23 protein-coding genes and 1 pseudogene are annotated in these 26,417 nt (G+C 61.5%); 12 read left to right on the top strand and 12 right to left on the bottom strand.

All coding sequences use genetic code 11. The features are described from left to right. Positions 1-9 precede the first annotated feature (9 nt). From CYJ10_RS26825 to rfbA, 5 genes are read left to right on the top strand one after another with little or no spacing between them, the layout of a single operon-like run. Complete coding sequence (locus CYJ10_RS26825; protein ID WP_101684481.1) at positions 10-1,119, top strand: glycosyltransferase family 4 protein; 1,110 nt, start codon at positions 10-12, stop codon at positions 1,117-1,119. After that, a complete protein-coding gene (locus tag CYJ10_RS26830; RefSeq protein WP_101684482.1) occupies positions 1,101-2,345 on the top strand; it encodes a glycosyltransferase family 4 protein in 1,245 nt (414 codons plus the stop codon). The genes CYJ10_RS26825 and CYJ10_RS26830 overlap by 19 nt, the downstream gene beginning before the upstream one ends. Positions 2,346-2,353: 8 nt before the next feature. Further along, entirely contained in the window at positions 2,354-3,655 is a 1,302-nt protein-coding gene (locus CYJ10_RS26835; RefSeq protein ID WP_180863071.1) for an oligosaccharide repeat unit polymerase, read from the top strand. An 18-nt stretch (positions 3,656-3,673) separates the two neighbouring features. Next, positions 3,674-4,966 (top strand): oligosaccharide flippase family protein, encoded by a 1,293-nt coding sequence (locus CYJ10_RS26840; protein ID WP_101684483.1) that lies wholly within the window; start codon positions 3,674-3,676, stop codon positions 4,964-4,966. Then, on the top strand, positions 4,963-5,850 hold the full coding sequence (gene rfbA, locus CYJ10_RS26845) for a glucose-1-phosphate thymidylyltransferase RfbA (RefSeq protein WP_101684484.1): 888 nt from the start codon (positions 4,963-4,965) through the stop codon (positions 5,848-5,850). The genes CYJ10_RS26840 and rfbA overlap by 4 nt, the downstream gene beginning before the upstream one ends. Positions 5,851-5,914: 64 nt before the next feature. Here rfbA and CYJ10_RS26850 read toward each other — a convergent pair whose 3' ends face one another. Then, positions 5,915-7,183: a right-handed parallel beta-helix repeat-containing protein gene (locus tag CYJ10_RS26850; RefSeq protein WP_257993559.1), complete on the bottom strand. Its 1,269-nt coding sequence runs from the start codon at positions 7,181-7,183 to the stop codon at positions 5,915-5,917. A gap of 404 nt (positions 7,184-7,587) precedes the next feature. Between CYJ10_RS26850 and CYJ10_RS26860 the strand changes: the two are divergent. Continuing rightward, positions 7,588-7,941: pseudogene (locus tag CYJ10_RS26860) on the top strand (GntT/GntP/DsdX family permease); the annotation flags it as partial. A 26-nt stretch (positions 7,942-7,967) separates the two neighbouring features. Here the strand turns inward: CYJ10_RS26860 and CYJ10_RS26865 are convergent. From CYJ10_RS26865 to CYJ10_RS26895, 6 genes are all read right to left on the bottom strand, one after another. Then, positions 7,968-8,711, bottom strand: a complete 744-nt coding sequence (locus tag CYJ10_RS26865) for a phosphatase PAP2 family protein (protein WP_101684486.1) — start codon at positions 8,709-8,711, stop codon at positions 7,968-7,970. A 1,469-nt stretch (positions 8,712-10,180) separates the two neighbouring features. After that, positions 10,181-10,627: a hypothetical protein gene (locus tag CYJ10_RS26875; protein WP_101684487.1), complete on the bottom strand. Its 447-nt coding sequence runs from the start codon at positions 10,625-10,627 to the stop codon at positions 10,181-10,183. Positions 10,628-11,175: 548 nt separating this feature from the next. Beyond that, positions 11,176-11,499, bottom strand: coding sequence for a hypothetical protein (locus CYJ10_RS26880; RefSeq protein ID WP_101684488.1), 324 nt, complete (start codon positions 11,497-11,499; stop codon positions 11,176-11,178). Next, positions 11,474-12,058 (bottom strand): RNA 2'-phosphotransferase, encoded by a 585-nt coding sequence (locus CYJ10_RS26885; protein WP_257993560.1) that lies wholly within the window; start codon positions 12,056-12,058, stop codon positions 11,474-11,476. Before CYJ10_RS26885 ends, CYJ10_RS26880 begins: the two co-directional genes overlap by 26 nt. Beyond that, entirely contained in the window at positions 12,055-12,369 is a 315-nt protein-coding gene (locus CYJ10_RS26890; RefSeq protein ID WP_146002127.1) for a hypothetical protein, read from the bottom strand. The genes CYJ10_RS26885 and CYJ10_RS26890 overlap by 4 nt, the downstream gene beginning before the upstream one ends. A 683-nt stretch (positions 12,370-13,052) precedes the next feature. Further along, complete coding sequence (locus CYJ10_RS26895; protein WP_101684491.1) at positions 13,053-13,466, bottom strand: hypothetical protein; 414 nt, start codon at positions 13,464-13,466, stop codon at positions 13,053-13,055. A gap of 910 nt (positions 13,467-14,376) precedes the next feature. On the opposite strand from CYJ10_RS26895, the gene CYJ10_RS26900 reads away from it, so the two are divergent. After that, entirely contained in the window at positions 14,377-14,781 is a 405-nt protein-coding gene (locus tag CYJ10_RS26900; RefSeq protein ID WP_101684492.1) for a hypothetical protein, read from the top strand. A gap of 101 nt (positions 14,782-14,882) precedes the next feature. Here CYJ10_RS26900 and CYJ10_RS26905 read toward each other — a convergent pair whose 3' ends face one another. Beyond that, entirely contained in the window at positions 14,883-15,227 is a 345-nt protein-coding gene (locus tag CYJ10_RS26905) for a hypothetical protein (RefSeq protein WP_101684493.1), read from the bottom strand. 65 nt (positions 15,228-15,292) lie between these two features. Next, the gene (locus CYJ10_RS26910; RefSeq protein WP_101684494.1) at positions 15,293-15,715 is read right to left on the bottom strand and encodes a hypothetical protein; all 423 of its coding nucleotides are present in this window, start codon (positions 15,713-15,715) and stop codon (positions 15,293-15,295) included. Between the two features lie 298 nt (positions 15,716-16,013). On the opposite strand from CYJ10_RS26910, the gene CYJ10_RS26915 reads away from it, so the two are divergent. Continuing rightward, positions 16,014-17,237, top strand: coding sequence for a glycosyltransferase family 87 protein (locus CYJ10_RS26915; protein WP_101684495.1), 1,224 nt, complete (start codon positions 16,014-16,016; stop codon positions 17,235-17,237). Between the two features lie 346 nt (positions 17,238-17,583). On the opposite strand, the gene CYJ10_RS26920 is transcribed toward CYJ10_RS26915, so the two are convergent. The 3 genes from CYJ10_RS26920 to CYJ10_RS26930 form a co-directional block, all read right to left on the bottom strand. Further along, entirely contained in the window at positions 17,584-18,807 is a 1,224-nt protein-coding gene (locus CYJ10_RS26920; protein WP_101684496.1) for a type II toxin-antitoxin system HipA family toxin, read from the bottom strand. Beyond that, on the bottom strand, positions 18,804-19,244 hold the full coding sequence (locus CYJ10_RS26925; protein ID WP_219621529.1) for a helix-turn-helix transcriptional regulator: 441 nt from the start codon (positions 19,242-19,244) through the stop codon (positions 18,804-18,806). The genes CYJ10_RS26920 and CYJ10_RS26925 overlap by 4 nt, the downstream gene beginning before the upstream one ends. A 799-nt stretch (positions 19,245-20,043) precedes the next feature. Next, on the bottom strand, positions 20,044-20,970 hold the full coding sequence (locus CYJ10_RS26930; protein WP_101684498.1) for a LysR family transcriptional regulator: 927 nt from the start codon (positions 20,968-20,970) through the stop codon (positions 20,044-20,046). A 127-nt stretch (positions 20,971-21,097) separates the two neighbouring features. Here CYJ10_RS26930 and CYJ10_RS26935 point away from each other — a divergent pair, with 127 nt between their 5' ends. From CYJ10_RS26935 to CYJ10_RS26950, 4 genes are read left to right on the top strand one after another with little or no spacing between them, the layout of a single operon-like run. Then, the gene (locus tag CYJ10_RS26935) at positions 21,098-22,126 is read left to right on the top strand and encodes a Bug family tripartite tricarboxylate transporter substrate binding protein (RefSeq protein ID WP_101684499.1); all 1,029 of its coding nucleotides are present in this window, start codon (positions 21,098-21,100) and stop codon (positions 22,124-22,126) included. Then, positions 22,119-24,209, top strand: coding sequence for an acetate--CoA ligase family protein (locus CYJ10_RS26940; RefSeq protein ID WP_101684500.1), 2,091 nt, complete (start codon positions 22,119-22,121; stop codon positions 24,207-24,209). The genes CYJ10_RS26935 and CYJ10_RS26940 overlap by 8 nt, the downstream gene beginning before the upstream one ends. A 1-nt stretch (position 24,210) precedes the next feature. Next, the gene (locus tag CYJ10_RS26945) at positions 24,211-24,981 is read left to right on the top strand and encodes an enoyl-CoA hydratase/isomerase family protein (protein ID WP_101684501.1); all 771 of its coding nucleotides are present in this window, start codon (positions 24,211-24,213) and stop codon (positions 24,979-24,981) included. After that, positions 24,978-26,405, top strand: coding sequence for an aldehyde dehydrogenase family protein (locus tag CYJ10_RS26950; RefSeq protein WP_101684502.1), 1,428 nt, complete (start codon positions 24,978-24,980; stop codon positions 26,403-26,405). The genes CYJ10_RS26945 and CYJ10_RS26950 overlap by 4 nt, the downstream gene beginning before the upstream one ends. Positions 26,406-26,417: the final 12 nt, after the last annotated feature.

Consider the following 26,417-nt stretch of genomic DNA (forward strand, 5'->3'; position numbering starts at 1 on the left):
GCGCACGCGATGCCAAAGACCATTGCCATCAATGGGCGCTTCCTGGGGCGGCGCGCGACCGGTGTCGACCGTTTCGCGCACGAGGTAGTGCGCGCCATCGACCGGCTGGTGGCCGACAACGATCACACCACGGTCGGCCTGTCGTTCGAGCTGCTCGTGCCGCCAGGCGTGGAAGTGGATCCGGGCGAGTTCCCGCACGTGCATGTGCGTACGGTGGGGCATGCCATCGGGCGCCGTAGCGGGCAGCTTTGGGAGCAGGTCAGCCTGCCGCTGGCGGCGCGCGGGGCGCTGTTGCTGAACCTGTGCAACGCGGCGCCATTGCTGTATCGGAACCAGGTGACCGTCATGCACGATGCGGCGCCGGTGCGCGTGCCGCAGGCGTATTCGCGTGCGTTCCGTTCGTGGTATCGCGTCATGGCGCCGTGCGTCGGGCGTGTGGCACGCAGGGTGCTGACCGTATCGGAATTTTCGCGCCGGGAAATTGTGGACGCGTATCGCATCCCGGGGCGGAAGATCGGCGTGCTGCCGCTCAGTGGCGATCATATGTTGCGCTTGCCGGAGGTGTCCGGTATTCGGCGCAAGTACGGGCTGTCGGATCGGCCCTATGTGCTGGCCGTCAGCAGCGCCAGCTATCACAAGAACTTCCGGCTGGTGGTGGAGGCCGTGAGCATGCTGCATGGCGCCGACTATGACGTGGTGATCGTTGGCGGTTCGGCAAACGTGTTCCGGTCGCTCAACAATGAGGACGCGGCGCCGGTCATGCGACTTGGCTATGTCGACGATGCTGACCTGAAGGCGCTGTTCCGCAATGCTGCCTGTTTTGTCTTCCCTTCGTTATATGAAGGCTACGGCTTGCCGCCCGTGGAGGCCATGACGCTGGGCTGCCCCGTGCTGGCGTCGAACCTGCCCTCGGTGCGCGAGGCGTGTGGCACTGCTGCGCTCTATTTCCGGCCTACCAGCCCGGCCGAGTTCGGCGAGTTGCTTACGTATGTGATGCGGGACGGCACGTTGCGCGATGCGATGCGGCAGCGCGGCTACGCCCATGTGCAACGGTACTCCTGGCGCGACACCGCCGCGCGGCTACTTGGCGAGATATCTCCATGCCTTCCACAACGATGAACCCACGACACGACACCGATGACGCCGCCTTCGGCAAGGTCGCCGTCGTCCACGAATGGCTCGCCACGTATGCCGGTTCCGAACGGGTACTTGAACAGATCCTGAAGATATGGCCCCAGGCCGACCTGTTCAGCGTGGTCGACTTCTTTCCGGATGCACAACGTGGGGTGCTGCAGGGCAAGCATGCGACGACCACCTTTATCCAGAAGCTGCCCCGCGCCCGCAAGTCGTTCCGGTCGTACCTGCCGCTGATGCCATTGGCCGTGGAGCAACTGGACCTGTCCGCCTACGACCTCGTGATCTCGTCGAGCCACGCTGTTGCCAAGGGGGTGATCACCGGGCCGGGGCAGTTGCATGTCAGCTATGTCCATTCCCCGATCCGCTATGCATGGGACTTGCAGCATCAATACCTGAGCGAGTCGAAGCTGACGCGCGGCCTGAAAAGCTGGCTGGCGCGGGCAATCCTGCACTACATGCGGATGTGGGACCATCGCACCGCGCATGGCGTGGACGTGTTCGTCGCCAACTCCGCCTATGTGGGGCGGCGCATCCGTAAGGTCTATGGGCGCGATGCGGCCGTGATATATCCGCCCGTCGATATCGACCAGTTCAGTCTTTGCGAGCAGCGCGAGGACTTCTTCCTGACCGCATCGCGGCTGGTGCCCTACAAGCGGGTGAGCCTGATCGTCGAGGCATTCGCGGCGATGCCGGACAAGCAACTGGTGGTGATCGGCGACGGCCCGGACCTGGAGCGCATCCGCGAAATGGCGACCCCTAACGTTCGCATCCTGGGATACCAGCCTGCCGATGTGTTGGTGGCGCACATGCAGCGCGCAAAGGCCTTTGTGTTTGCGGCGGAAGAGGATTTCGGGATCGTCGCCGTGGAGGCCCAGGCCTGCGGGACGCCGGTGATTGCGCTGGGACAGGGCGGGGCCCGCGAGACGGTGATCGACAGCCGTGATCGCGATTTGCGCACCGGCGTGTTCTTTCCGCGCCAGACCGTCGAGGATATCGTTCGCGCGGTATGCCGGTTTGAAGAAAGCGGACCATTCCTGCCAGCGGCATGCCGCCGCAATGCGCTGCAGTTCTCGCCCGAGAGGTTTCGGCGGGAATTCCGGGCGCTGGTGCATGCGGCCATGATGCGGGATGCAGTCGCCGCGCCGCCTGCGGTACCTTCGGCACCGGGACTGCCGGTGGCCGAACCGCTGGTGGTGGCCTCGAACTGAGCGCGCCGATGACGATGCCTGGCGCCTGTAACGCGTACGACGGCTACTGGTGGGACGATCCCGCGCGGCTGCTCCTGTGCTTTATCCTGCCACTGTATGGGCTTGTGTCGGTGGAACTGCTGGGCGACCAGAAGTCCATCGACCATATCTACTTCAGCGGCACCTATGCGATGGCCGGCGCGCTGTTCCTGCTTGCGATTGCGGCGGGTGCGCTCGGAGAGCGTGTGCTGGCCCCGCGCGACGTCGACGCGCCGGTGGTGCTGTCTGCGCCGGTGCTCGATGCGCTGTTCTGGCTGGCCTGCATCGGCTACGTGGTGATGATGGGCGGCGTGATCGCCCGGCCGGCGATGCTGCTTTCGTATTTGAACGGGGCTGCCAGTACCTACGACGTGCTGGAACTGAAAGGGCGCGTGGTGGGCATCAGCACGCTGACCCAGGCTTCGGTGGCCTACGTGCCTCTGTACTTCGTCATCTTCCGCACCGCGCCTCGCGGTCTGAACCGCTACCAGGCCTACCTGGGCGTGCTGTTTGTGCTGACGTTATTGCGCAGCTTCATTTTTGCCGAGCGGCTGGCGCTGGTGGAAGTGGTGTTGCCCTGGGCCCTGATGATGGCGCGCTTCCGCTTGCGGCCGCCGCGCGGGTCGCTGCGCGCGGCGCTGCTGGCACTCGGGCCGTTTGCCGCCATCCCGCCGCTGATCGGATTCTTCATCGCGAACGAATACAACCGGTCGTGGGAAACGTACTACGTCAACATCTACGACAACATCTTCGACTTCGCGCTGGAACGGCTGGGTCTGTACTACTCGACGGCCATCAACAACGGTTCGGGCTTGCTGACGATCATGGGATGGGGCACCGGGGCGCCGACGTTCACCTTCGACTGGCTGATCCGGTTTCCGATCATCGGCGAGAGCTTCCGTCCGCTGGTCGGCGCGGACGATGGATACAGCATGTTCCTCAACACCTTCGGTGATCCGGAGTTCAACAACCCGTCGGGCATCTTCGTGCATTTCTACGAGTGGGGCGGGTTCGCGCTGCTGGAAGCCGCGCTGATGGGGTGGCTGCTGGGGCGCAGCTACGCGGGATGGCGCGCCGGCCACGGATTTTGGTGCTGTGCCCATGCTGTACTGCTGGTGTCGCTGATGGAGATTTTGCGCGTGCCGAACCTGTTCAGCGGCCGCAACTTCGTGCCGTTGGCGCTGCTGTGGCTGGTGTTCCGGTGCCTGGGGCGGCCGGCTGCCAGCGCGGCACCTGCGGGCGTGCGCTCGCTTTACGGCCGCTCGAACCTGCCGACCGCCGGTCCACGCTGAACCCAAAGCCCACGCTCGATGCCGCCATCCATACGCTCCACTGCCACCTATCTGCTGCTGATCCAGGGCGGCAACTACCTGTTTCCCTTGATGCTGTTGCCGTTTCTCGGTCACAAGCTCGGCGTGCGCGAGTTCGGTGTGCTGGCCTACTGCCAAGCGCTGGCGCAGTACCTGATCCTGCTGACCGACTACGGCCACAATCTGTCGGCGACACGGCTGGTATCGCTCAGGCGCGATGATCCCGCCGCTGTCGCGGCGGTGTTTTCGGCCACGATGGCGACCAAGCTGCTGCTCACGCTGGGCGCAGCGTTGCTGCTGGCTGGCGCGTTGTGGTGGGCGCCGGACCTGCGCGAACATCGGGCTATCCTAGCCGCGGCGTTCGTGGGCGTGGTGGCCAACGCCGTGACGCCGATCTGGCTCTACCAGGGCCTGGAACGGATGAGGGTGCTGGTATTGCCGAATTTCGCGTCCAAGGCCATCAGTCTGGCCTGCGTGGTGGCATGGGTGAGATCGCCCGGCGACGCTGCACTGGCCGCGCTGGGCATCAGCGTCGGCACGCTGATCCTGGCCGTCGCGGCGCTTTGGGGCGTATGGCACAGGCGACTGGCGACGCTGGTCAGGGTCCCGGCGGAAGCGGCCATGGCCTCGTTGCGCGAGGGATTTCCGATGTTCCTGTCGCTGGTGCTGGTCAGCTTCTACGTGAACTTCAACGCGATTCTGCTGAACCATTTCCACGGTCCGGTAGCGGTGGGGCAGTTCTCGATGGCCGACAAGATCCGCATTGCCGGGCAGACGATCTTTACGGTCATCGGCACGGCGTTCTATCCGCGCATCAGTCAATACAACGTCACCGATCCGCCGGCGGCGCGTGCGCTGATGCGTCGCGCGATGGTAGTTGTCTTTGCCTGTTCGGGCGTGATGTTCGTCGCGGTGGAGCTGTTTGCCGGCGTCGGCATCCGCATGTGGCTGGGTGAGCCGTTCCACGACACCATCCTACTGCTGCGGCTGGAGGGCGTGCTGCTGCCACTGACTAGCGTGGCATTCATCTTCGGAAATCTCGGCCTGATGGCGTCCGGGCGGCACCGCGCCGTGCGAAATATCTATGCCACCGTGACAGTCATGCACCTGATTTACGCGGTGCCTTTCGTGATGTACATGGGCGCCAGGGGCACGGTGATATCGGTGTTGATCACCGAGGCCGCTGGCGCCATCGCCTTCTATCTTTGCTACCGGCGCGAGACCACGGCTGGCGCCCCGGCGCCCACGCCGGTTGCACAGGAATCCCCCACTGCCAAGGAGATGCAAGCATGACGCGCAAAGGCATCATTCTCGCCGGAGGCTCCGGCACGCGGCTCTATCCCGTCACGCACTGCGTCTCCAAGCAGCTGCTGCCGGTCTATGACAAGCCCATGATCTACTACCCGCTCTCCACGCTGATGGTGGCCGGCATCCGCGATGTGCTGGTCATTTCGACGCCGCAGGACACTCCACGTTTTTCGGCCTTGCTCGGCGATGGCCGGCAGTGGGGGCTGAACCTGCAGTACGCGGAGCAGCCGTCGCCGGACGGCCTGGCACAGGCGTTCATCATCGGCCGTGACTTCGTGGGGCGCGATCCGTCGACGCTGATCCTGGGCGACAACATCTACTATGGGCATGACCTGGCCCGCATGCTGGCCCGCTCCAGCCGTCGCGAGGACGGCGCCACCGTGTTCGCGTATCACGTGGACGATCCCGAGCGCTATGGCGTGGTGGAATTCGATGAAGACTTTCGTGCGCTGTCCATCGAGGAAAAGCCGGTGCAGCCCCGATCGAACTATGCTGTGACGGGGCTTTACTTCTATGACAACCGCGTTTGCGATATTGCCGCCGACATTCGGCCGTCGGCACGTGGCGAACTGGAAATCACCGAAGTCAACGCCCGCTACCTGGATGCCGGCAAGCTGGCCGTCGACATCATGGGGCGCGGCTTCGCGTGGTTCGATACCGGTACGCACGATTCGCTGATCGACGCCGCGCAGATGGTGGCGACCCTGCAGAAGCGGCAGGGCCTGATGGTGGCGTGTCCCGAGGAAATCGCCTACCGACGTCGCTGGATCGACGAGGAGCAGGTAGCGCGATTGGCAGCGCCGCTTGGCAAGAGCCACTACGGCAAGTACCTGCAGCGGCTGCTGGCAGAATCGCCGCGCGTCAGGTGAGCCGGGATGGGGAGCCAGTGTCGCAACGGTGTGCGTTGCCAGGCCCGCAGGGGCTTGGCAGGGATTACCGCGCGCGCCGCAGATAAGTCCGTACTTGAGGGAGGCGGCTCGCGTCCGCGCCGGCGGCCTGGATCGATCCCGCGCCGGAGCATCCAGACGGTGGCGGCAGGGGTGCGCCATCGAGCGTATTGGTGCCGCAGGTGAACTGGTCCGCCGTGCAATTGCGATACTGCAGCGCGATGGCCGCGCCGCCGATGGCCGCGAAGCGGTTGTTGCTGATGTCGGCCTGGCAGATATTGCCCTGCGCGCGATAGCCGTCAAAGCGCGTGCGCGAGACCTGATTGCCGGTTACCTGCACGCGTGTCACGCTGCCGCTGCCGGTATTGATATCGATGGCTGCATGTCCCGTTGCCATGCGGTTGTTGCCGGGCTCCGTGGCGTTCTGGTCGTCGGCTATCATATTGCTTGCGATCAGCACGTTGGTGGTGTCGGCGGTGCGATAGCCGTCTTCCTGCGCGACCATTACGGCGGCGGCTTTCTGCACGCCCTGGATCCAATTTCCGGCAACTGTGACATCGGCACCTCCGACGACTGCCACGCCGCGTCCCCAGGCATTGCCAGCCAGGTAATTGCTTGTGACATAGATGTTCCGGGTCTGCGCGTTGTCGCGCTGGTAGCTGACGATGCCCACCATGTCGTCGCCGGTGGCGGTGACGGACGAATTCTGCACGAGCACGTCCTGCGAGCCTCCTGTGATGTGGATGCCATCGGCCAGCGTGCCACTGATCTTGTCGCCAACAAGGGCGATGTCAACCCCGCGCGACACGAAGATGCCGGCGCTGGCGCCGCCTTCGATGGTCACATCCAGCACCTGTATGCCCGTGCCATCGACAATCACCTTGGCCGACGTGGCGGATTCGAGCCGCTGCGTGCCTGTTCCCTTGAGCGTCACGCCCACCAGCGTCGAATTCGCCCCGGTGATCTGGATGGCCTGCTGGTCCGGATTCAAGGCAATCAGCGTGGCGTCGTAGCCGGAAACCGCGACCTGTTCGCGGCGCACCGCCAGCACCCGGCCGACCATATAGCTGCCGGGCGCGAGCACGAGCCGTTGTCCCGGTTGGAGGTTGTCGAGCGCGGCCTGCAGGACATCAGCCTGGTCGATGCCGCTGGCGCCTGGCTGCACGATGACATCGGCTGGCGCGCCAGTCGCCGGGGATACCGGCACCGGCATTTGTGGCCAATGCGCTAGCAGGGCGATCCCGCCGGCGACTCCGGCAACGATCGCGGCGGCAATGCCCAGCCGGCGGCGCATGGGGCGGTTGCCGGGTTTCATCTGCGGCCACCTGGCATCGCCGCTACTGCTTGGGTGACCGCTTCGCAAGGATGTTTCATCGCTGCTACCTTTTGCCTGGCCGGGGCGCTGTGCTGCCCGGGTTCAAAGCAGCATACCGGCCTGCCGCAGCGCGCAGGTGGTGCGACAGGCGCCCGAGGGCATGTTGTCCGAAAAGGGCGATAGGTTGGCGGAAATTAGAGGCGGTACCCGACCCATCTCCGCCAGTCAGCGACTTCGCTTCGAGTGGCAGGGAACCGTCTCAGTGCGGTCGTTCGAAAGCAATCGAACCGTAGCTCATGCGGGGGGGGGGCGGGTCCCAGCAATGCCGACACCACCAGGGCGACGCTGAATGCGGCAAAGGTCGTCGGCGTGGAGACGCCGAAATCCTTGGCCATCGGCGTTGCGTGCATCTGACCCAGTAGCTCGCATTTCCGCCGCTGATCCCTGGCTGGCTGATTTCGATGCTGCTGTCGGTCTCGACGGGGTCGGCGACTGTGGGCATCGTCGGCGCTGCGGGCCTGCTAGCGCCGCTGGCCGGCAGCGATCCGAGCCTAAACCTGCCGTTGCTGGCATTGTCAATCGGTTGCGGATCGCTGTTCTTCAACTATGCCAATCACGCTGGGTTCTGGATGGTCAAGGAATCGTTGGGCATGAGCATGAGCGAAGCGACCAGGACCACCTCGGTGGTCCAGTCGATCGGTGCGGTGGTAGGACTGATCATGGTGCTGATCTTCAATGCGGCGTTTCCGGTGCATTGACTCTTCAAGGCATCGATCGGCGTTTCCTACAACCGAGCGCTGGCTGAGGGGGCCCGTGGCCGTTCGTGGTCGCTGTGGAGGGTCTTGAGGACGCCCGACCCGAGCACTAGCGCCTCGTCGAAATGTGTCGCAAGCCCGAAGCTGAGCAGAAACATACAAACGTAGAACGTGGCTTCGAATCGTCGGGACAAGGCCAGGAAAGGCTCGGCGAGGAGCCGGCGACAGAAGGGGCGCGTCATTATTAGGGAAACGCCAATGCCGATGACGCCGCCGCCCAATAAATCGGTCGGATGGTGCAGGCCCACGTACACCCGCGACAAGCAGATGAATACCAGCGTGTAGAGCAGTGCCGCAATGCCGAGCCGCCTCGAAGCTACCCAGATGCCCGTGGCAATGGCGAACCAAAGCGTGGCGTGGTCGCTGGGAAAAGCGCTCCACGTACGGATCCGGTCCTCGGACGACATAAGGAAGTGCAGGCCGAGCTGCGGATTGGCGAACGGCCGGAGGCGGAACGGCACCCAATGGGCGAGGAGACGGCCGATCGCCAACGCGCACAGCCCTGCCATTACGGTCGCGATGATGATCTCCCGGTTCCTGTCGCGCCGGGCGGGGTCCGACTCATGGAACCAGAGCCACCAGAGGATAGCGACGAGCGGCACGCCGCGCAGCAGGTAGAACTGCGTGGTCGCCATGGCCAGCCGATCGAACAGTTCCGAGCGGAACGCAAGGTGGTTCAGCGCGTGCAACAGGCTGGCGTCAAATGAATTCATGGCGGTTCTCGGCTGCGCTTGAGATGGTCCAGTTCTATGGGGCCGAAGTATAGGGTCGCAGCCGCCCCTCCGATGCCTGGCCGGGGGGGGGGCGCATGTGGGTATCCCCACACTGGTTAATCAGCGGTTAATCTTCGAATGATGTGAAAATAGACGAGAGCCTACGTACAGCTCCGAGGTGTAGCCTGTTCGCGCTGGGCGCGGCTTTTGCTCGGCACAGGATCCCGAGACTCGCCATGCATGTCAACCCAGCCTTTAGCCCAGAGCAGCCCTACATTTGCAGCTTCTTCCATAGATGGATAGCAGGCGATCTCTTCCGACTCGATGATGCGACGGCTGTCTTTGTCTACGCCCCAAGACGCCACAAAGAATCCGCTGCCGAAGGCCCAGGCGAATCCTCTGACGATGTAGCCCCTGTAGCTCTCTGCTCGCACGGCGACCTCCATTGATGTGCAGGCATTCTAAAGGACGAGGGTTAAGTAAACATTCGGCAATGTTGCCTACCGCTCGCCGAGGATGACATCGAGAAGCATTCGTTTACGTATTTGGGGTATGAGGTCGATAGGAACTCCCGGCCGAAGCCGGCACGCGCAGTGCCGGTCTTCGCCATTACCTGCCATCTGCTGGGCTCGGTGGAATGACCCATAAAGACGATATGATGACTATCGACGAGCTCGAGATGCCAGCCCGACGGTAGCTGCGATTTGGCGTTCGTCTGACATCGCCGACCTGAATGGATTGCTAGATTTCTAGATTTGGGACAGCCTGACAAAGGTACCCTGGGATCTGGCAATCATGTTCGGTGACGTTCTGCGCGCTACTAACCAGCCAACGCTCGCATTTATTATTCTTGCCTTAAGCATGCCGGCGTGCGTGGCAGCAGCCGACCGGGATCCGACTGCCAGTCTCGAGCGTTTCGGGACGGTAGCAGGCAGGCGTGGGCAACGAGCAGACCCGGTTCATCAACGTTGACATGGTGCGGCGGGCACTGATGACCGCCGGCAGGGGCATAGACGATCACGCGTACGGGTAACGCGCGACTCGACAGGAGTGGTCCGCGACGCGGTGCGCCATGTTTCAAGACCGTTCCAGACTGGTGGCGATGCCTGCCTCCCCCAATATACTGGGTGGCGCGATGATTGCGCCGAGAGGACGCCCCATTGGTAATGCCGCCATCCATGTTGGCCCAGACAGGATCCAGTTCGAGGCCATGCATGCCGTGAGCCACAGTCCTGACGGACGCCTTGTCGCCCGTAGATGACTGCAATCGGTCCCAGTTGAGTCGCTCAATTGTCGACATCCATTGGCAGCTCATGGCCGGGAAGAGCCTGATCGAGTCGGCAGCCGACCTGCTGGAGGCGACCGGCTGTAGCCGACCCTAAGCCGCCGATCGGATCGCGTCAAAGCGGACACTCCAGGAGGCATCGCTAGTCATCTGGCCTTGCCGTCAGCTATTCCTGACGACATCCCTACTCGACAAACAACGAACCGCCGTCACGTCGCGTTTCTTCAATCAAGCTGCTGAAGGCCTCATAGACGTCCTCTCCATCAAGATTCTTCAGAGATAGCCTCTGGGCGGCCCACTCGCGCGCGAGGTCCCCGAGTTCTTCTTCTTTCCATACTGCACCGAGTCGGAAACGCTGAACAAGACTGGGATCCCGGAGTGCTCGAATAAGCGAATCGAAGACTAGTTCGTCACCGAGTACCCAACCTTCCTCGGTGCCGTCCGGCTTAGTTCGCCCGACATACACCGAGTAGTGCCTCAGTGCCTCACGATGAAGCCGACCGCCGTTCTTCTGTAGTCGGGCAATAACCGCAGGCTCGACGACTGCGTTAGGTGAAACTGCAAGTACGAACTCCAACCCCTTCGAGACAGCCATGTACTGGGCGAGTCGTATCTCATAGGTTTCGCGCACGCGAGGACTCGCCTTGCTGAGAATTACGCGCGTTCCGCTTACGTAGCTCGGTTGAATGCCTCGCGGTATTTGGCTGGACTTCTCGTTCATAAGAGAAGTGCGATTGTCGAACTGTACGCAGTGCCTATCCAGGTTCCGCGTAGACTGTTGGGGGCCGCATGCGATCGAGAGTGAGGCGGCGCAACAGCCAACAGTAAGGACACATATCGCGAGTGGGTTCATTCTTTGACTACAGAAACGTTGATGTGAGGGTGCAAACTCCCTCTTTGGTCGATGCTTGCAATACGAGCGAAGAGAGAGTAGCAAATTGCTCCCTTAGCCGAGTGTTTCTTGACGTGGGGCGTTGCGAAGCAGCGACATCCCCTGCCGAAGTTCATCGGAATAGAACGGTGGGTCGCAAGGTCAAATAATGTTTGGGTGCCATAGCACTGGCCGCTTCTGGCTGCGGACTCGGCCGACCGGCTCGTCGCCATCATGGCCGGCAGTCTCTGGTCGACCCTGAACGGACGGTCGAATGTCCAGATAGCAGCCGTTCGACCAGCAGAGACCTATCGTGACAAGGAGGTTTCGTAGCTCCAACCTCGCGCCTGTGTCAGGCGAGCATCGTATCGTCGCTGCCTGTCATGCAACTGCATGCTCAAAGCCGCTTTACCCATAATTTCAAGAACCCGCCAATTGGCATCGTCACCTTTCTCGAATGCGGCCTCGAGCACATCCAGCGCTAACTCGAGTTCGTTGTGGCTTAAGTACTCTTCGAACTCCTTAATCTCGTCAACGCAGACTCCCTCCGCAGCTTCGGAAAGGTTGGCTCTCGCTTCGCGCAGATAGGTGGAAGTCCTGGCCCAGTCAAAGGGGGTGTTGAGTCGCATCATCCGCAAGCTTTGGCAAGTGGATCGGGTGTACGAACTGAGACGGCACCGCTTGTGTGAGCCAAACACCGTTCTGTGATTGGAAGAAGGCGTGACCCAACTCGTACATCTTCGCGGAATCCACTCTCAACACTATAGGACTGCCGTGCCGACGCCCAACGGCAAGCGCAGTAGCGATGTCTGCCGACAGATGTACGTGCTGCCTGCTCTGCGGTTTCAGGCCCTGCTCCGCAATGGCAGGAACGAACCTGCTTGCCGTGCCGTGAAAAAGTTGGGCAGGCGGCTTTAGCGCTTTGAGACCAAGATTCACATCAACTGAGTGTCCTTGGTTGGCTCGGATCATCAGCCCGTCGCCGCTGATGGCAAACCGTCTCTTGTCGCTGGTCGCCACGATCTTTTCAAGCATCGCACGATCAATTCGCTTTCCGTGCGCGTTGGCTTGCCGGAGAAGCAACTCGACATTTGCCCAACCGGCTTCATTCAGCGAAAGACCTATCGTTTCCGGAGCGTGTCTGAGCACCAAACTAAGGAATTTGCTGATGGATGTCAGGTCTTCGCTCAATTCGCCCACTCCTGATGCTCCGGAAGCATGCATGTCTCGATCCAGTTCTCCATGTCGGTGTAGAAAACGGTGATGGGCCAGGGCAAGCGCTCGCGCGACTTCGACCAAGTTAGATGAACCACCGCAACCCGACCACTTCCATCGAGAATTTCAAACAAAGCGTCGTCGCCCAAGCCCCTTCCGATAAGCCTTGCAGGCAGCTCGAACAATTCGTGCCCCGGAGGAACCTCTAGCGCGAGCTGTCGCGCGAAGGTTTCGTGAAACTGATTGTCCATATTTTCAGTGGACCACCATGGTTCAAGCCACTCCATGCATATACCTTTCACAAGCGGCCATTCTTGGCTAATGGCGAACTCGAACGTTCAATTGTAGCCGGGTGCAACGATGCGTGTCGACGGAACATAGGCGGTCTCCAACTCATCACTGCCACTCGATGTTTCCCGAACCGTTCGGTCGCAGCTTTCAATCCATACGCAGGCGGACGTCGTCCGCTTCCGACCTAGCAATGGTGATGCAAAAATGAAGATGATCTGTTGTCTCAGGATTTTCTTGCGACCACTCCAGAGCTGCGGCCTGAATTGTTCGACGACAAAAATCGGCCGCATCCTGCGTCGATAGATGCCCGAGACTCGCGGTCCCCTGCGGTGCATTCCTGTGTCCGACCCGTCCATCTTAGGCTCGGATCCATCCTTCCCAGCCTAGGATCTGCACTTTCTTGCGGGCACCGTAACTAACTGCCTCGACGGCTGCATTAAGCGGCAAGACGATCTCAATTTGAGATATCGATTGTTGTGCGAGTTCAGGTGGAAGTAGCGTCAACTGGGACATCGGACTTTATTGCGATCGAGAACGTCGGATTGCGTGCAATCTAGGTGAGCATGTTGAGTGGCTGTTGCTGGCCGATGACCGCCGGCCGGTGCCGCCTCAAATGGCAGCCTCCGACCCTTAGCGGCCTGTCAGAGCTTCCGATAACGGACGTTGAGGTTAGTAGCGCTCAATGAATTCTTCGCTTGATGCTCAGATATCGAACCGAGTCCGTCTTGTTGAATTCAACTGTAAGTACGGCGGCGCCATCAAGCACAGAATACTTGCGACCTGTGCTGTCTTCGGACTCTGGAGTACCGAGCAATGCATGTATCTCAGCACGCCCCATGTCGGCCTGTATGCCGAATGGAAGGTCGTCCGAGAAAGCAGCATGAGTGTTAGTGGGGCGCACGAAGATCTGCACGTCTAAGAGGTCGTCGTTATCAAGAAGAAGGTCAATCCCTCTTGTCGAGGAGCCCACATAGCGCCTAAAGGGCGGTGCCTCATACACATCAAGCAGTTCGTGCTTAGTGATAAACGCACTCACTGAGATGGAGTCACTTCTTTTCGCGATGATCGCAAAGAGTTCATCGAAGAAATTCATTCAGGCTGCTCCAACATTCTGGCTCAACGAGTCCGGAAAAATCGCAGTACGCAAGGCAGTGTAGCTCCGGGCGAAACTGCACACAATGCAACCAAGATCCTCAATGGCTGTTTGTGGCCGATCGCGACCCTCGGCCTACCTGAGCAAGGGCTGGCCCCCGTAGCAGTTGTCGCCCCGAAGCTTCGGGCAATACTGGATCGTTATCCATTTTCAGCGGACAGCAGCCTTCGCCTGACCAAGAGCAGCAGAATGCCGGAGGCCCCATCGGGGTCTATTGTGTAGTCACCCGGATGCCATTCTATAACGCCAAAATATGACGGCACGCTCGACGCTAGCAGACTGCACAACCCATCAGCCTCGGGTCGCCACAATCCAACTTCGTTTCGAAGCTTTACTCCGAGTATCGGGCTAAGCCTTATCAGGTTCTCCTCAGCTTTCGCTACAAGCATCCTCTGATCGGTGTCGCTCAGCACACTGAGTGCTAGGGTGACGACAGCCTCAATATTGTTGGGAAGCAATGCTGCACCTTCGTTGTCAAATAGGTAGTTAGCTTAAGCGTCAAGCGTCATTTGTCGTGCGGTAAACAACTACGACATTCACGCCACCGCTCGCAATTGAGAAAGCTGGCAGAGGTCGTTCCCGTCAGTTGGACGGGAGGGCAGTATCTACGAAGATTGACACAAGTTAGGTGGCCCTGACAAATGGCCGCTTGTGGCCGACTGCGGAAATCCGTCGCGGGCCGACGATCCGCCGGCCCTTGTGCACTGTGGGATTTCCGTCGTCGACCCGGAGGAGACAGTCACACTCCCGAAAGCTGCCGTTCCATTTAGCTCTGTATGTGCCGCCCAGTATTGACGGCGTACAGCCCGCTATTTACGATCCGTTTTGATTTGCTCACCGGGACAAAATAATGAACGATGAAGCACCAGAACTGGTGATTGCACTGGCCAGACACGTCGTAGGTAAGATGCAAAGCACCTTTCCGGGTTGGAACGAGGTCTATATCCGCTTTGACGCGCCCAGCGATTCGCAGTGCGGCGTGCGAGCGTCCTACGCTATGGCGAGCAGCGTCGTGCTAATCGATACGATGAAGCACCGCGAATTCATTGACGACATCATGCGTATCGGGTCACAACTGCGCGAAGCGCTATCGAACAACGGCAGAAAATTCTGCGTTGGTCTCCTTCGTGCTAATTCTCGGTTCAGCTATCGGATGGACTACGAGTGGAACGACCCCACAAGGTGGAACATCACTAAGCTCAATGGGGCATCGGGCCTTCCGGAGGAATTGGATATGCTCGCCCCTCTGGACTAACGTCCGCTCGTGGCCGGCAATCGCTAGGCCACGCTGGTCGCCGTCCGACCCATTGTACTCATTCGATTTGCCGAATTCAGCGCCCGAAAGCGGACGTCACGCTATCTACGTTTGGCGGCGCGTTGCATAGCGTCCACCGCAGCCCAAAATGACGGTGAAGCGCTTTTGTCCAACGGGCCGGAATCGATCAGCGTTCTCGAAATGGTTGCGATCTCGCGCTCTTGCGCGACCTCAGTTGCAAGTGCGCTGGCACCTTCCATTCGAACAGCGATCTTCTCGAGCCAATCCGAGCTCCACCCCGCGTCGTGGGTGTGCCGCCTGATTTCCTGCGCGCCTTGCGCGAGAAGTGTCCCGTATATGGTCATCCAGCGATCCTCGTCTTTGAGTATATGCCACCAACTGTCGTCGGTGTGACAGGTGGCCTTCGCTGGTTTAACAATTTTCATGATCTCCAGCCTGCCCGAAATTTACCACCCGTGAGCGACCGCAATTGGCCGGTATGAGCCGGTGCTTACGGTAGTGTCAATGTTATGAGTGCCAATTTGCCACCTGAATACTCGTAGTGGATCCACAGGCCGTCATGTTCGAATCGAATCCACGCGGAGTCACCCTTTGACTGCGACGTTTTGATGCCGGCGCTCGTCGCGTGAGCCTTGGCTTCAGCGAAGTCGTGGAAGCAGGGAGCTCCTATGGCATCCGTATTGATTGCAGAAAATCCGGAGCGAGGTCGAATGTAGCACCAGATAACCGAGAGAACTTGTCTCTCGTCGAAGCGAAACTCAAAGCCCGCTGACTCCGCAGACGAACTGTAGCTATCAGCGGCGTTTTCGTGCAAGCGGTCGAAGTCATAGATAACGTCCATGTCAAAGTGCTCCAGCTCTTCGATGACGAAGTCGCTCTTCAGATGTTTGCCTAGATAGCTAGCTAGTTGCATGTGGGTGCCTGACTTCTGATTTTGCGGCCGGACGTTGGGCTAGGACAGCTTCCTGTCGTCGCGAACCTTGAGATTGTGTGCAATTTAGAGATGCATGTCGAGCGGCTGCTTCTGGCCGATCCCGGTCCTCGGCACATACGTCCGTGGCCGGGGCGCTCGCTGAGACCCGCTTCGGGGCGTCGCCGGTTTCCGTTTGGGCGCGTGCGGCGGTGAGGGAAAACACTTCCCCCCACCGGGCGATGTCGGAGCGGTATTCGAGGAAGTAGACTCCACGAACGAGACGTCCCGAAGGGAGCCTATGTCGTCGACGAACAACGAGCGCCCGGTCACGCGCCGACTGACGGTCTACGCCTTAGCGGCCCTCGCCATCCAGATCCTTGTCCTGGGGATATGGATCGTCCGTTTCTACATCCTCGAAGATCACGCATCCCCGATGGTCGGTTTCGACTTTGCCATTTTCTGGTCTGCGGCAAAGGTGGCTATGGCGCATGGGGCCGTCTCCGTCTTTTCGCCGCAGTGGATGCAGCCGATGGAGCTCGCGCTGGGGATCGACAGTTATTCACCCTGGCCGTATCCCCCGACATTTCTGCTGGCAGTCTTGCCGTTCGGGCGGTTGCCCTTTGGCATTGCGCTGTCCATTTACTCCTTGCTCGGCTTACTGGCCTATGGGGTGGTGCTCGCGCGCTTCTGCCGCGGGATCGACCACGCCTATCTGCCGCTGCTGCTGGCATTCCCCGGTGTCGCCATTGCTATCGGGCTTGGACAGAACTCCCTGTTCACGATTGCGGCTGCCGGAGCGGCACTGGCGATGATCGAGGTTGAGACCGCTCTTGCGGGAGTATGCATCGCCATGCTCGCCGTCAAGCCGCAATTTGGCATCCTGTTCCCCCTGGCTCTCGTCTGTGCCAGGCAATGGAAGACGTTCGGCGTTTCCACACTTTGCACCCTTGCAATTGTCGGGGCTAGCCTTGTGGTATTCGGCGTAGATGCCTGGCGGGCATTTGCGGAATTCCTACCGCAATTCAGCACGCTGGCGGTAGAGCAGGGTGGCATCATGATGTGGCCAGGTATGCCAACTGCCTTCGCGCTTGGCCGTAGTGCCGGCTTGTCAGTCAGTGCTTCTTACCTGTTGCACGGCGTGGTTGCGGCACCCGCAGTCCTTGCGATGGCTTACCTGTGGATGAGGCGGGCCAGATTCGAACTTCGGGCGGCCTCGTTCATTATCGCCACGTTGCTGATGCAGCCCTACATCATGTTCTATGACCTGGTGTGGCTGATCGTGCCGCTCGTCCTGCTCATGCGTGACGCCAGAGCGCATGCGCTGAGGCGCATGGAGTGGATTGTCATCGCTGCAGCGTGGGTGGCGCCAGCACAAGCAGTCCTCTCAGCATACCTTCACCAATACCTGAACATTCTCCCCGCCGTGATGATCGCCTTGCTCGTGATCGTGGTCCGGCGGCATCTGGCGACGGTACCCGACATCACAAACGCTTACGTCGCGACATCGCGGCGCAGTTGTTGAGTTGGCCATGCATATGGCACAACGCGACCGCCAACATCTGTCCTGGGCACCCTATGAACGTCGGCGCATGGCCGGCTAGTGCCAGACGTATCGCCCGAGAGCGGCCACTGATAGCGGCATGCATGCGACGATCTTGCCGAAAAAGCGCGGCCCTGTCGCTAACGGGTATCAGCGATGTAGCCGCGTTTTTCGACGAAACTGGACTCTTGCTGATCAAGCCGCTGAAATTCCGGCAAGGCCTGCGGTGACGCAAAGTGTCAGATTTAATACGGACTTTGAGCCGAAGTGACGCTTTTATTGAGCTAGGAGTGGAAGCAACACTGTTACTTAAACCATTATAATTCAACTATGTTTTAGCAGATGATGATGGCACAGGCAGTGTCCCCTCGATGATCTTCAAGGCGTGCTCAAGCGCTTTGCGCGGCGGGCATTTTGGGCACTCATCCAAGGTCGTCGCCATGCTCTGCAATGCGATCTCGCGACACTGTGCTTGCATTTGAACGACGTCAACATTGTGGCAATGACTGAGAGAGGCGAGGCGCTCCAGTTCAAGCTGATCCAGCCATTTTTCCGTACCCCTCGGGTCGGTCTTTTGCATCGCCAGCGCGGGCACCTCTTGCGGAAACCATACCTGAGTGGTGAGTACGTCGTACACGGGGGAGAGCCGCGGGCGCATGACATCGTCATAGACCAAACCAAAGTTTTTTAGATGTGCATCGCCGTTGCGTAGTGCGTCGTTCATCATGACCAGTTTCAGCATGGCCACGAGATCTGTCGCCTGGTCGTCTGGATGTACGAAAAAGCGGATCATATCAAACAGGTGTTCAATCGATCCGTTATATTTCCCACTACGAAACAAGCCCGACAGCGCACATGCATCTTCGAATCCGCGACGTGATCCGTCAGGGACGATATCAAATCGACTCATCGTCAGTGATGTGCGATCCGGGCTTAATTCAATCGCAGGAACGTCTAGTCCCGCTGCCGAGCATGCTTTCAAGCATGCATACTCAACCAAACTCGCGCCAACAAAATGGGGCGAGTCGAATTTAACGATGGAGCCGTGCGCGGCGACAGTCCCGGGGCGAGTCTTTTCCGTCTGGAATGTCGACATCTTGGGCATGACGCCAGACACGCCACACATCTCCGGAGATGTCTTCAGAATTTCGATCAGCCGCTGTGCCGCACCCTCAGTTCTGGCGGCATCCAGAATGTTTTGTTGAAGTGTGGCGTCTGGGTCCAGCGGGCCGCCGAAGGTAGTGCGGCCGATAGTGTGACGACCGACAAGACGGAGCAGCGACATATCGTTATCAACGTCGATATGCTTGGCGAAGCGGGTTCTAATGGCTTCCAGCACGATGCCTTCGGGCAGAGATATCTGAAAGGGTGGGGGCACCCCGTTGAAACCAAGATACTCTTCTGCTGGCGCGCTCGGCGGCATCAGTAACGAGACTGTCATTTGATCCGGGACATCCGGAAGGTAACGGAAATCAATCAGGCCTGTCTCGATGTCTTCACTGAGCAAGCCGACAGGATAGTCCGAAACGAAAACCTCGAGTTCGCTACTCATTGAGATACTTTGTGCAAGGGATTCGTCTGGAGCATTGCCTGGCGCTCCCGCTCCGCTCGCATCATTTCCCTGAGCGTGGGGCGACGCCTTACGTTGCTTTCCGGGTAGGAAACTGGGGCGGCAATGGACGCCGATCCCACGCGCTGCCGGCTGGGTAATTTCGCCTGGAGCATTGCCTGGCGCTCCCGCTCCGCTCGCATCATTTCCCTGAGCATGGGGCGACGTGGTGGCGTGACGATCGCCGGGTCTGGTTGAGGGTTAAGGTTCACGCCGACCGCAGCCGCCATCAGGAGCAGATTCAACGTCGAGACGCTTTGGCCGCTCTCGATTGCAATGACGGTTGCCCGAGACACGCCCACTTTCTGGGCGATGTCGGATTGCTTGCTACCTTGTCGCTCGCGCGCGGAGCGCAAGGCTTCCCCGATTTTGCGGCGCATTGCGTCCGCTTTATCATCTAGCTCTCGTCGATGGTCCATTTGCCCCCCTTAACCGGGTTGGATTCAGCAAATCTGATGTCAACAATAATTGACATCATAGTCCATGTCAATTTTTTTTGACTTCCGAAACTGAGTTCGCAATTCGAGGCGGGGGCGGCCTAGTGTTGACACCGGCAGGCCGTGGAGCGCTACGTGATGAGTGTCGGCACTGGACACGGGAAAGCCATGATGGAGAAGGCGCGGGAGCAACTAGGCGTCGGTGCACCAGGAGTCTCGTGGAAATTTGAAAGTTCTCCGGATTTGGGAGTATGAGGATTTGTCCGCTATTGGCCGCCTTGGGGCAGCGCAGCCGGCAATTCGCTCGCCGGAAACCGGTCGTTGAGCCGGGGCGAACGACACCTCGGCTATTCGAATTGGATGGCAAGGTCGACCGCTTCTGGCCGAGAACTGCCTTTGGTTCCCTGAGCTTGTATAGAGCAGGGCGTCTCTAAACGTCGCGTCCGATGGCCGCAGGGGGTTGCGATATCAGCGTAACGGTCCAACGCATACCCTCTTGTCCAGTTGGCGGGACCAGTCGTTAAGCGCATGCGGTTGCCGATTGTCAGCTGCAGTTCGGCAGCGACAGCCCATGGCAGGTGTTCGGCGATCCGATTGAAGGAGGGATCAGCGATTCGCGCCAGCAAGCGGCGCAGGTAGCGCTCTGGATTGAAGCCACATCGCTTCGCTATGCCGGCGTGTACATGCCTGCAGCCCTCTCGCCTTTCCCTGACCTCCGATGCCCCGCGCCGCAAGCCAGGTGCTACCGACGCGCTCCTTTTTCCATCCAGTCGGGGCGCGTCATCGGAGGGATCAGTTCATGCAGGCGGGACAGGACGAGCCTCGCCGCGCGCGACAGCGGATGATGCTGCGTGAGACCGAGGCTGATTGAGCGCGGCAGCTTCGGATTGACGATCTCTGCGGCGGCCAGTCGTCCGGCGCTGACCTCGTCGTCGACCGCCAGTTGGGGCAAGATCGTCAGGGCGTGACCGGACAGCGCCACTTCCTTCATCGTATTCAGGGATTCAACCTCGATCGCCACGTCCAGCGTCACGCCCTGCTGGCGCGCATGCTGGTCCAGAATCAGTCGTAACCCGTTGGGCGCCGGCGGTAGCACCAGCGGCACGCCATCCAGGTCCTTGAAATCCACCACCGGCCGCTTGGCCAGCGGATGGTCCGGCGCACCGACCAGATAGTTCGCCACCGTCGCCAGGACATCCTCGTTCTGGCGCGGGCTGGGGCCATAGCGGTTGATGACGGCGAGATCGAGGTGGCCCGAATCGAGCTGTTCGTCGAGCTGGCCACTGAATCCCTCCACCACACGTAGACGGACGCCCGGCGCGGTCTCACGCAGATCGGCAAATAGCCTGGGAATCAACCGCCGTGTCATCGATGGCAGGACGCCGATCCTGACCATCCCCGCCGGCACGCCCGCTGCATTGCGGATCTCGTCATGCAGCCGCGCCGACTGGGCGAGCAGCAACTCGATCTCCGGAAAGATCCGCTTGCCGAATTCGGACAGGACCATGCCGCGCCCGGTGCGCTCGAACAGGCGGTCGCCCCATTCCGATTCGATCTGTCCGATGCTGCGGCTGACCAGCGATTGCGCGGTGCCGAGCGCACGCGCCGCGCGCGAGAGCGACCCGAGCTTGGCCACCAGGGCCACGGTTTCCAGTTGCTTCAGGTTCACTTTTCCGATCCATGCAAAAAATGGAAATCAGGTATCTCAGAATATACACTTTTGCGCTAGCTGAAGTCTCCATACACTGCAGACATCCTTCCAGGCAGAGAAGGGTCGCGAACAATATGGAGACAACATGGCAAGTTTTTCCACGACCAAGCCCCTTGCAGCGCGCAAGATAGGGCTGACGGCGCGCCGGTGGCTGGCCGCCCTGGTGCTGATCACGGCGCCGCTAACGCTCTGCGGCGTCGCTAGCGCGGCCGCCAGCTACCCCACCAAACCTATCCGTCTGATCGTGCCGTTTCCGGCGGGTGGCCCCACGGACGGCATGGCACGGCTGATCGGCCAGCACCTGTCTCAGCAACTGGGACAGCCGGTGGTGGTCGACAACCGGGGCGGCGCGGGCGGCACCATCGCCACCGAGGCCGTGGCCGCAGCCACCCCCGACGGCTATACGCTGCTGTTTTCCACGACGGGGACCATGGCGATCAACCCGTCGCTCTACCATTCGCTGAAGGTCGATCCGGTCAAGGCATTCGATGCGGTGGGCTCGGTCGCCTCGACCACCAATGTGCTCGTGGTGCCGAACGGTCTGCCGGCCGGCAATGTCAAGGAGCTCGTGGCGCTGGCAAAGCAGAAGCCCGGTGCGCTGACGTTCGGGTCTGCCGGTAACGGCAGCTCAAATCATCTGTCGGGCGAGTTGTTCAAGTCGATGGCGGGCATCGACATCGTCCACGTGCCGTACAAGGGCTCGGCAGCGGCCTTCACCGATTTGCTTGGCGGACGCATCTCGATGATGTTCGACACGGTGTCGAGCCAGGTGCAGTACATCGGCAGCGGCAAGGTCAAGGCGCTGGGCGTCACGGGCGCAGCGCGATCCGACGCATTGCCGAAGGTGCCGACGATTGCCGAGTCTGGCCTGCCCGGGTTTGACGTGACGATCTGGTTCGGCCTGTCCGCGCCCAAGGGCACCCCGCCCGACGCGGTGCATCGGCTCAATGGCGAATTGCAGAAGGTGCTGGCGCAGGCGGACGTGAAAAAGCAGCTTGCCGCGCTGGGCGCCAGCCCGCTGCCGGGCACCCCTGCTGATTTCGACAAACTGATCCAGCGTGACGTGGCCAAGTGGGCGCCGGTGGTGAAGGCTTCGGGAGCGACCCTTGACTGAGACGTTCAACGCCCTGTTCGCTCCGGCCTCGGTGGCCGTCATCGGCGCCTCGGACAATCCCAATAAGGTCGGTGGTCGCCCGATCCACTATATGCGCACGTTCGGCTATACGGGCGAAGTCTTTCCCGTGAACCCGGGGCGAGCGACTATTCAGGGCTATCGCGCCTATCCGACACTCGGCGATATCGGCAAGACACCGGACGCCGTGGTGATTGCGGTGTCGGGTGACGCCACACTGGAGCAGGTGCGCGTTTGCGCCGATGCCGGCGTGCAGGCCGCTGTGATCATGGCCTCCGGGTTTGCGGAAACGGGAGAGGCCGGACGGCTACGCCAGCAGCAACTGGTGGATGTGGCCCACGCGGGCGGCATGCGCCTGGTAGGGCCCAATGCGCAGGGCACGGCCAATTTCGCCAGCGGTGCGGTGCTGAACTTCTCCACCATGTTCATGGAGGTGGCGCCGAAGGATGGGCCTATCGCAATCATCAGCCAGAGCGGTGCGGCCAGCGTCATGCCCTACGCGCTGCTGCGGCAGGCCGGGCTGGGCGTGCGCTATCTGGTGGCCACCGGTAATGATGCCGATCTCGATGCCTGCGCCATGACGGCGGCCGTGGCCGAGGACCCGGAAGTCCGGCTGATCCTGGTGTACCTGGAATCGGTCACCGACCCGCAAGCGCTGGCGCGGGCCGCAACCCTGGCGCGCAGCCGGGGCGCCAGCATCATTGCGATCAAGGCGGGCAACAGTCAGCGCGGCGCGCGCGCGGCGGCGTCGCATACCGGCGCACTGGTCGGCAACGACGCGGCCATTGATGCCTTCCTGGCTCGCCACGGCATCTGGCGCGCCCGCGATATCGGCGAACTGGTGCGTGCCGTGCCGTTGTACCTGCAAAACCGCGCGCCGGGGCAGGGGCGTACCGTCGTAATGAGCCATAGCGGCGCCGTGGGCGTCATGGCGGCCGACCTGGCCGAGCGCCATGACCTGCCGCTGACGGAACTGCAGCCGCCCACGCTGGACCGGCTCGGCGCGATCCTCCCGGAGTTTGGCACTGCCAGCAATCCGCTCGACATGACCGCCGCGCTGATGGGCAAGGGTGACATGTTCCCCCGCGTGCTGGATGCGCTGGGCGAGGATCAGCAGGCCGACATGGTCATGGTCGGGATTCCGGTAGCCGGGCCCGGCTACGACGTGGAGGCACTGGCGCGCGATGCGGCCGCGTTCACCCGCCGGCTTGGCAAGCCGCTGGTGGCCAGCGCGCCCCAGCAAAGCGTGCGCGATGTCTTCTTGCGTCATGGCGTGCCGACCTTCATCACGGAAGGCGATGCCATTGCTGCGCTGGCCCAGTACGCCGCACACGCCCGCATCGAGGTGTCGGCAGGCGTGCTCGCATCACCCGAATCGCCCACACCAGTCGTGCTCGATGGCAGCGGACTGCAGGACGAAGCCCGCAGCCTGTCTCTACTGGCGGAGGCCGGTGTCCCCGTGGTGCCGTATCGCTTTTGCAGCAGCGCCGATGAAGCAGTGGCGGCGTTTACGGCGCTTGGCGGTGGCATGGTCGTGGTCAAGGGGTGTGCCGCAGCGGTGCCGCACAAGAGCGAGCACGGACTGGTTCATCTGCGGCTGAGCGACGCCGCAAGCGTCGCCAGCGTGGCGCAGGACTGCCTGTCCAAGCTGCGCAATCTCGGCGTGCAGGCGGCACGGGTAGTGGTGGCCGCGATGGTGAAGGGGCGTCACGAGTTTGCACTGGGCGTGTCGGTTGATCCCGTGTTCGGCCCGCTGGTGATGATCGGCGAGGGCGGCACGTTGCTGGAACTTCGCCGCGACATCGTATCGCTGCTGGCGCCCTTTGGCGAGGCGGAGGTGAAGGCGGCCTGCGCCCGGCTGCGGCTGGCCCCACTGTTCGACGGCTATCGCGATATCCCGGCGCTCGATCTCGACGCGCTGGCCGCGGCGGCCGTGGCGCTCGGCAACTGGGCGCTGCGCCATCGGGAGGCACTGAAATCAGTGGACATTAATCCGCTGATAGCGATGGCGGCCGGCGAGGGGGTGGTGGCCGTGGATGCGGTGGTAGAACTGCAAGGAACCTGATATGGAACCCGTGCTTGTGGAATGCGATGGCAGCGTGGCCATCGTCACGCTGAATCGTCCTGAGCGGATGAACGCCGTCAACGATGCGCTGCGCGGCATGCTGATCGATACGCTGGCCCGGCTCAACGCCGACCCCGCCGTGCGCGCGGTGGTGCTGGCCGGGGCGGGCGACCGCGCCTTCTGTGCGGGCCAGGATCTCGACGAGGCGGCGGCGGTGACCTGGCAGCAGATCGTCCCCTGGCTGAACCGTCAGCGCGCCATGTACCAGGCCGTGCGCGATCTCGACAAGCCCTGCGTGGCGGTGGTACGTGGCGTGGCAGCCGGGGCGGGCTTCCAGCTCGCGCTGTGCGCCGATTGGCGCCTGACCACGCCGGCAAGTCGCTGGGGCCAGCCTGAGGTCAAGGCGGGGCTTGCCAGCATCGTCGGCTCCTACCTGATGACGCTGCACGTGGGGCATACCCACAACGTGCAAATGTCGCTGTCGGGCGAACTGATCTCGGGGCAGCGCGCCTACGAGATTGGCTTGGTGAGCGGCTTGCATACGGAGGCGGAGCTGCCGGAGGCGGCGCTGACGCGCGCCCGCACGCTCGCGGCCTTGCCGCCTACATCGGTACGCCTGTCCAAGCAGCGCTTGCGCGCGATGACGCAACCGGGCTTCGACGACGCATGCGTGGCGGGTATCCGCGCGCAGCTCGAATGCTATGCCGATGGCGAGCCGCAGCGCGTGATGGCCGAATTTCTCAGCAAACGGAATGCAAGGGAGTCGCAATGATCCAGTGGAACGAACACTTCATTAACGGCGCACGATGTCAGGTCGGCAACGGACGCATGGTGCGGATTCACGATGCCGCGACCGAAGCGCCGCTGGGCGAAGTCCATCTGGGTAGCGCAGGTGATGTCGACGATGCCGTGGCGGCCGCCCGGCAGGCTTTGCCGGCGTGGCAGCGGATTGGCACCCAGGCTCGGGCGTCAATGCTGTACGCACTGGCCGACGCGCTGGAGAGCATGGGCCAGGCGCTTGCGCGAGACATCTCGCGCGAAGTCGGCATGCCGCTGAAGTTGTCGCAACGCATCCAGGTGGATGCGCCGGTTGCTGCATGGCGGGCGACAGCCGCGCTCGCGGACACCTTTACGTTTGTCAGAGAGATGGGTAATTCGCGGGTAACGATGGTGCCGGTAGGTGTGGTCGCGGCGATCACGCCGTGGAACTATCCGCTGCACCAGATCACGGGCAAGCTGGCGCCAGCGTTGCTGGCCGGCTGCACCGTCGTGCTGAAGCCATCGGAGCTGGCACCCGCCGCGTCGGCTTGCTTGATGGCAGCCTGCGAACAGGCGGGCCTGCCGCCGGGTGTGGTCAATATCGTGCAAGGCGATGCTGAGGTGGGTCACTCACTGGTGACTCATCCCGATGTACAGATGGTGTCGTTTACCGGCTCGACGGCAGTGGGGCGCAAGGTGGCGGCACTGGCGGCGGGCGAAATGAAACGGGTGTCGATGGAATTGGGCGGGAAATCGGCTGCAGTGGTGCTGCCTGGCGCGGATCTGAGTCGTGCGGTCAAGGCCACGGTGGCCTCCTGCTTTCTTAACTCCGGACAGACGTGTAGCGCCATCACACGGCTGATCGTGTCGCGGGAAGACTACCCGAAATGCCGCGAGCTTGTCGCCGAGGCTGTGGCGGCAATGCCGATGGGCGATCCGGCCGATGCATCAACACGCATCGGGCCGCTGCTGTCGGCATTGCAACGCGAACGCGTGCTGTCCCACATCGCTGATGCCGAGCAGGCCGGCTTCGACCGCATCGCGGGCGGCCTGGACGCGGTGGTGCCTGCACGCGGCTACTTCGTTGCGCCTACGGTTTACGGCAATGTGTCGGCAGAAAGCCGGCTCGCCAACGAAGAAGTCTTTGGCCCCGTGCTGGCGGTGCTCTGTTACGACGCGGTGGAGGAGGCCATCGCGCTGGCCAATGGCACCCGCTATGGATTGGCTGCTGCGGTTTGGGCCGCCGACGAATTCGGCGGGGAGGTCGTGGCCAATGCGCTGCGCGCCGGACAAGTCGATGTCAATGGCGCCCGGTTTAATGCGGCGGCACCGTTTGGTGGCTTTGGCATGTCTGGCGTGGGTCGCGAAGGGGGCATCTACGGACTCGAAGAGTTCCTGGAGCCACGTGCTGTCCAACTGCCGCGCTCATCCGATTGATCTTCAGGATAT

The sequence above is a fragment of the Cupriavidus pauculus genome, from assembly GCF_002858765.1.
Taxonomy (GTDB): Bacteria; Pseudomonadota; Gammaproteobacteria; order Burkholderiales; family Burkholderiaceae; genus Cupriavidus; species Cupriavidus pauculus_B.

Excerpts from the sequence above, each read along its gene's own strand:
- CYJ10_RS26825 (WP_101684481.1), top strand. The coding sequence starts at position 10 with ATGCCAAAGACCATTGCCATCAATGGGCGCTTCCTGGGGCGGCGCGCG.
- CYJ10_RS26830 (WP_101684482.1), top strand. The coding sequence starts at position 1,101 with ATGCCTTCCACAACGATGAACCCACGACACGACACCGATGACGCCGCC.
- CYJ10_RS26835 (WP_180863071.1), top strand. The coding sequence starts at position 2,354 with ATGACGATGCCTGGCGCCTGTAACGCGTACGACGGCTACTGGTGGGAC.
- CYJ10_RS26840 (WP_101684483.1), top strand. The coding sequence starts at position 3,674 with ATGCCGCCATCCATACGCTCCACTGCCACCTATCTGCTGCTGATCCAG.
- rfbA (WP_101684484.1), top strand. The coding sequence starts at position 4,963 with ATGACGCGCAAAGGCATCATTCTCGCCGGAGGCTCCGGCACGCGGCTC.
- CYJ10_RS26850 (WP_257993559.1), bottom strand. The coding sequence starts at position 7,183 with ATGAAACCCGGCAACCGCCCCATGCGCCGCCGGCTGGGCATTGCCGCC.
- CYJ10_RS26865 (WP_101684486.1), bottom strand. The coding sequence starts at position 8,711 with ATGAATTCATTTGACGCCAGCCTGTTGCACGCGCTGAACCACCTTGCG.
- CYJ10_RS26880 (WP_101684488.1), bottom strand. The coding sequence starts at position 11,499 with ATGATGCGACTCAACACCCCCTTTGACTGGGCCAGGACTTCCACCTAT.
- CYJ10_RS26890 (WP_146002127.1), bottom strand. The coding sequence starts at position 12,369 with ATGGAGTGGCTTGAACCATGGTGGTCCACTGAAAATATGGACAATCAG.
- CYJ10_RS26895 (WP_101684491.1), bottom strand. The coding sequence starts at position 13,466 with ATGAATTTCTTCGATGAACTCTTTGCGATCATCGCGAAAAGAAGTGAC.
- CYJ10_RS26900 (WP_101684492.1), top strand. The coding sequence starts at position 14,377 with ATGAACGATGAAGCACCAGAACTGGTGATTGCACTGGCCAGACACGTC.
- CYJ10_RS26905 (WP_101684493.1), bottom strand. The coding sequence starts at position 15,227 with ATGAAAATTGTTAAACCAGCGAAGGCCACCTGTCACACCGACGACAGT.
- CYJ10_RS26910 (WP_101684494.1), bottom strand. The coding sequence starts at position 15,715 with ATGCAACTAGCTAGCTATCTAGGCAAACATCTGAAGAGCGACTTCGTC.
- CYJ10_RS26915 (WP_101684495.1), top strand. The coding sequence starts at position 16,014 with ATGTCGTCGACGAACAACGAGCGCCCGGTCACGCGCCGACTGACGGTC.
- CYJ10_RS26920 (WP_101684496.1), bottom strand. The coding sequence starts at position 18,807 with ATGAGTAGCGAACTCGAGGTTTTCGTTTCGGACTATCCTGTCGGCTTG.
- CYJ10_RS26925 (WP_219621529.1), bottom strand. The coding sequence starts at position 19,244 with ATGCGCCGCAAAATCGGGGAAGCCTTGCGCTCCGCGCGCGAGCGACAA.
- CYJ10_RS26935 (WP_101684499.1), top strand. The coding sequence starts at position 21,098 with ATGGCAAGTTTTTCCACGACCAAGCCCCTTGCAGCGCGCAAGATAGGG.
- CYJ10_RS26945 (WP_101684501.1), top strand. The coding sequence starts at position 24,211 with ATGGAACCCGTGCTTGTGGAATGCGATGGCAGCGTGGCCATCGTCACG.
- CYJ10_RS26950 (WP_101684502.1), top strand. The coding sequence starts at position 24,978 with ATGATCCAGTGGAACGAACACTTCATTAACGGCGCACGATGTCAGGTC.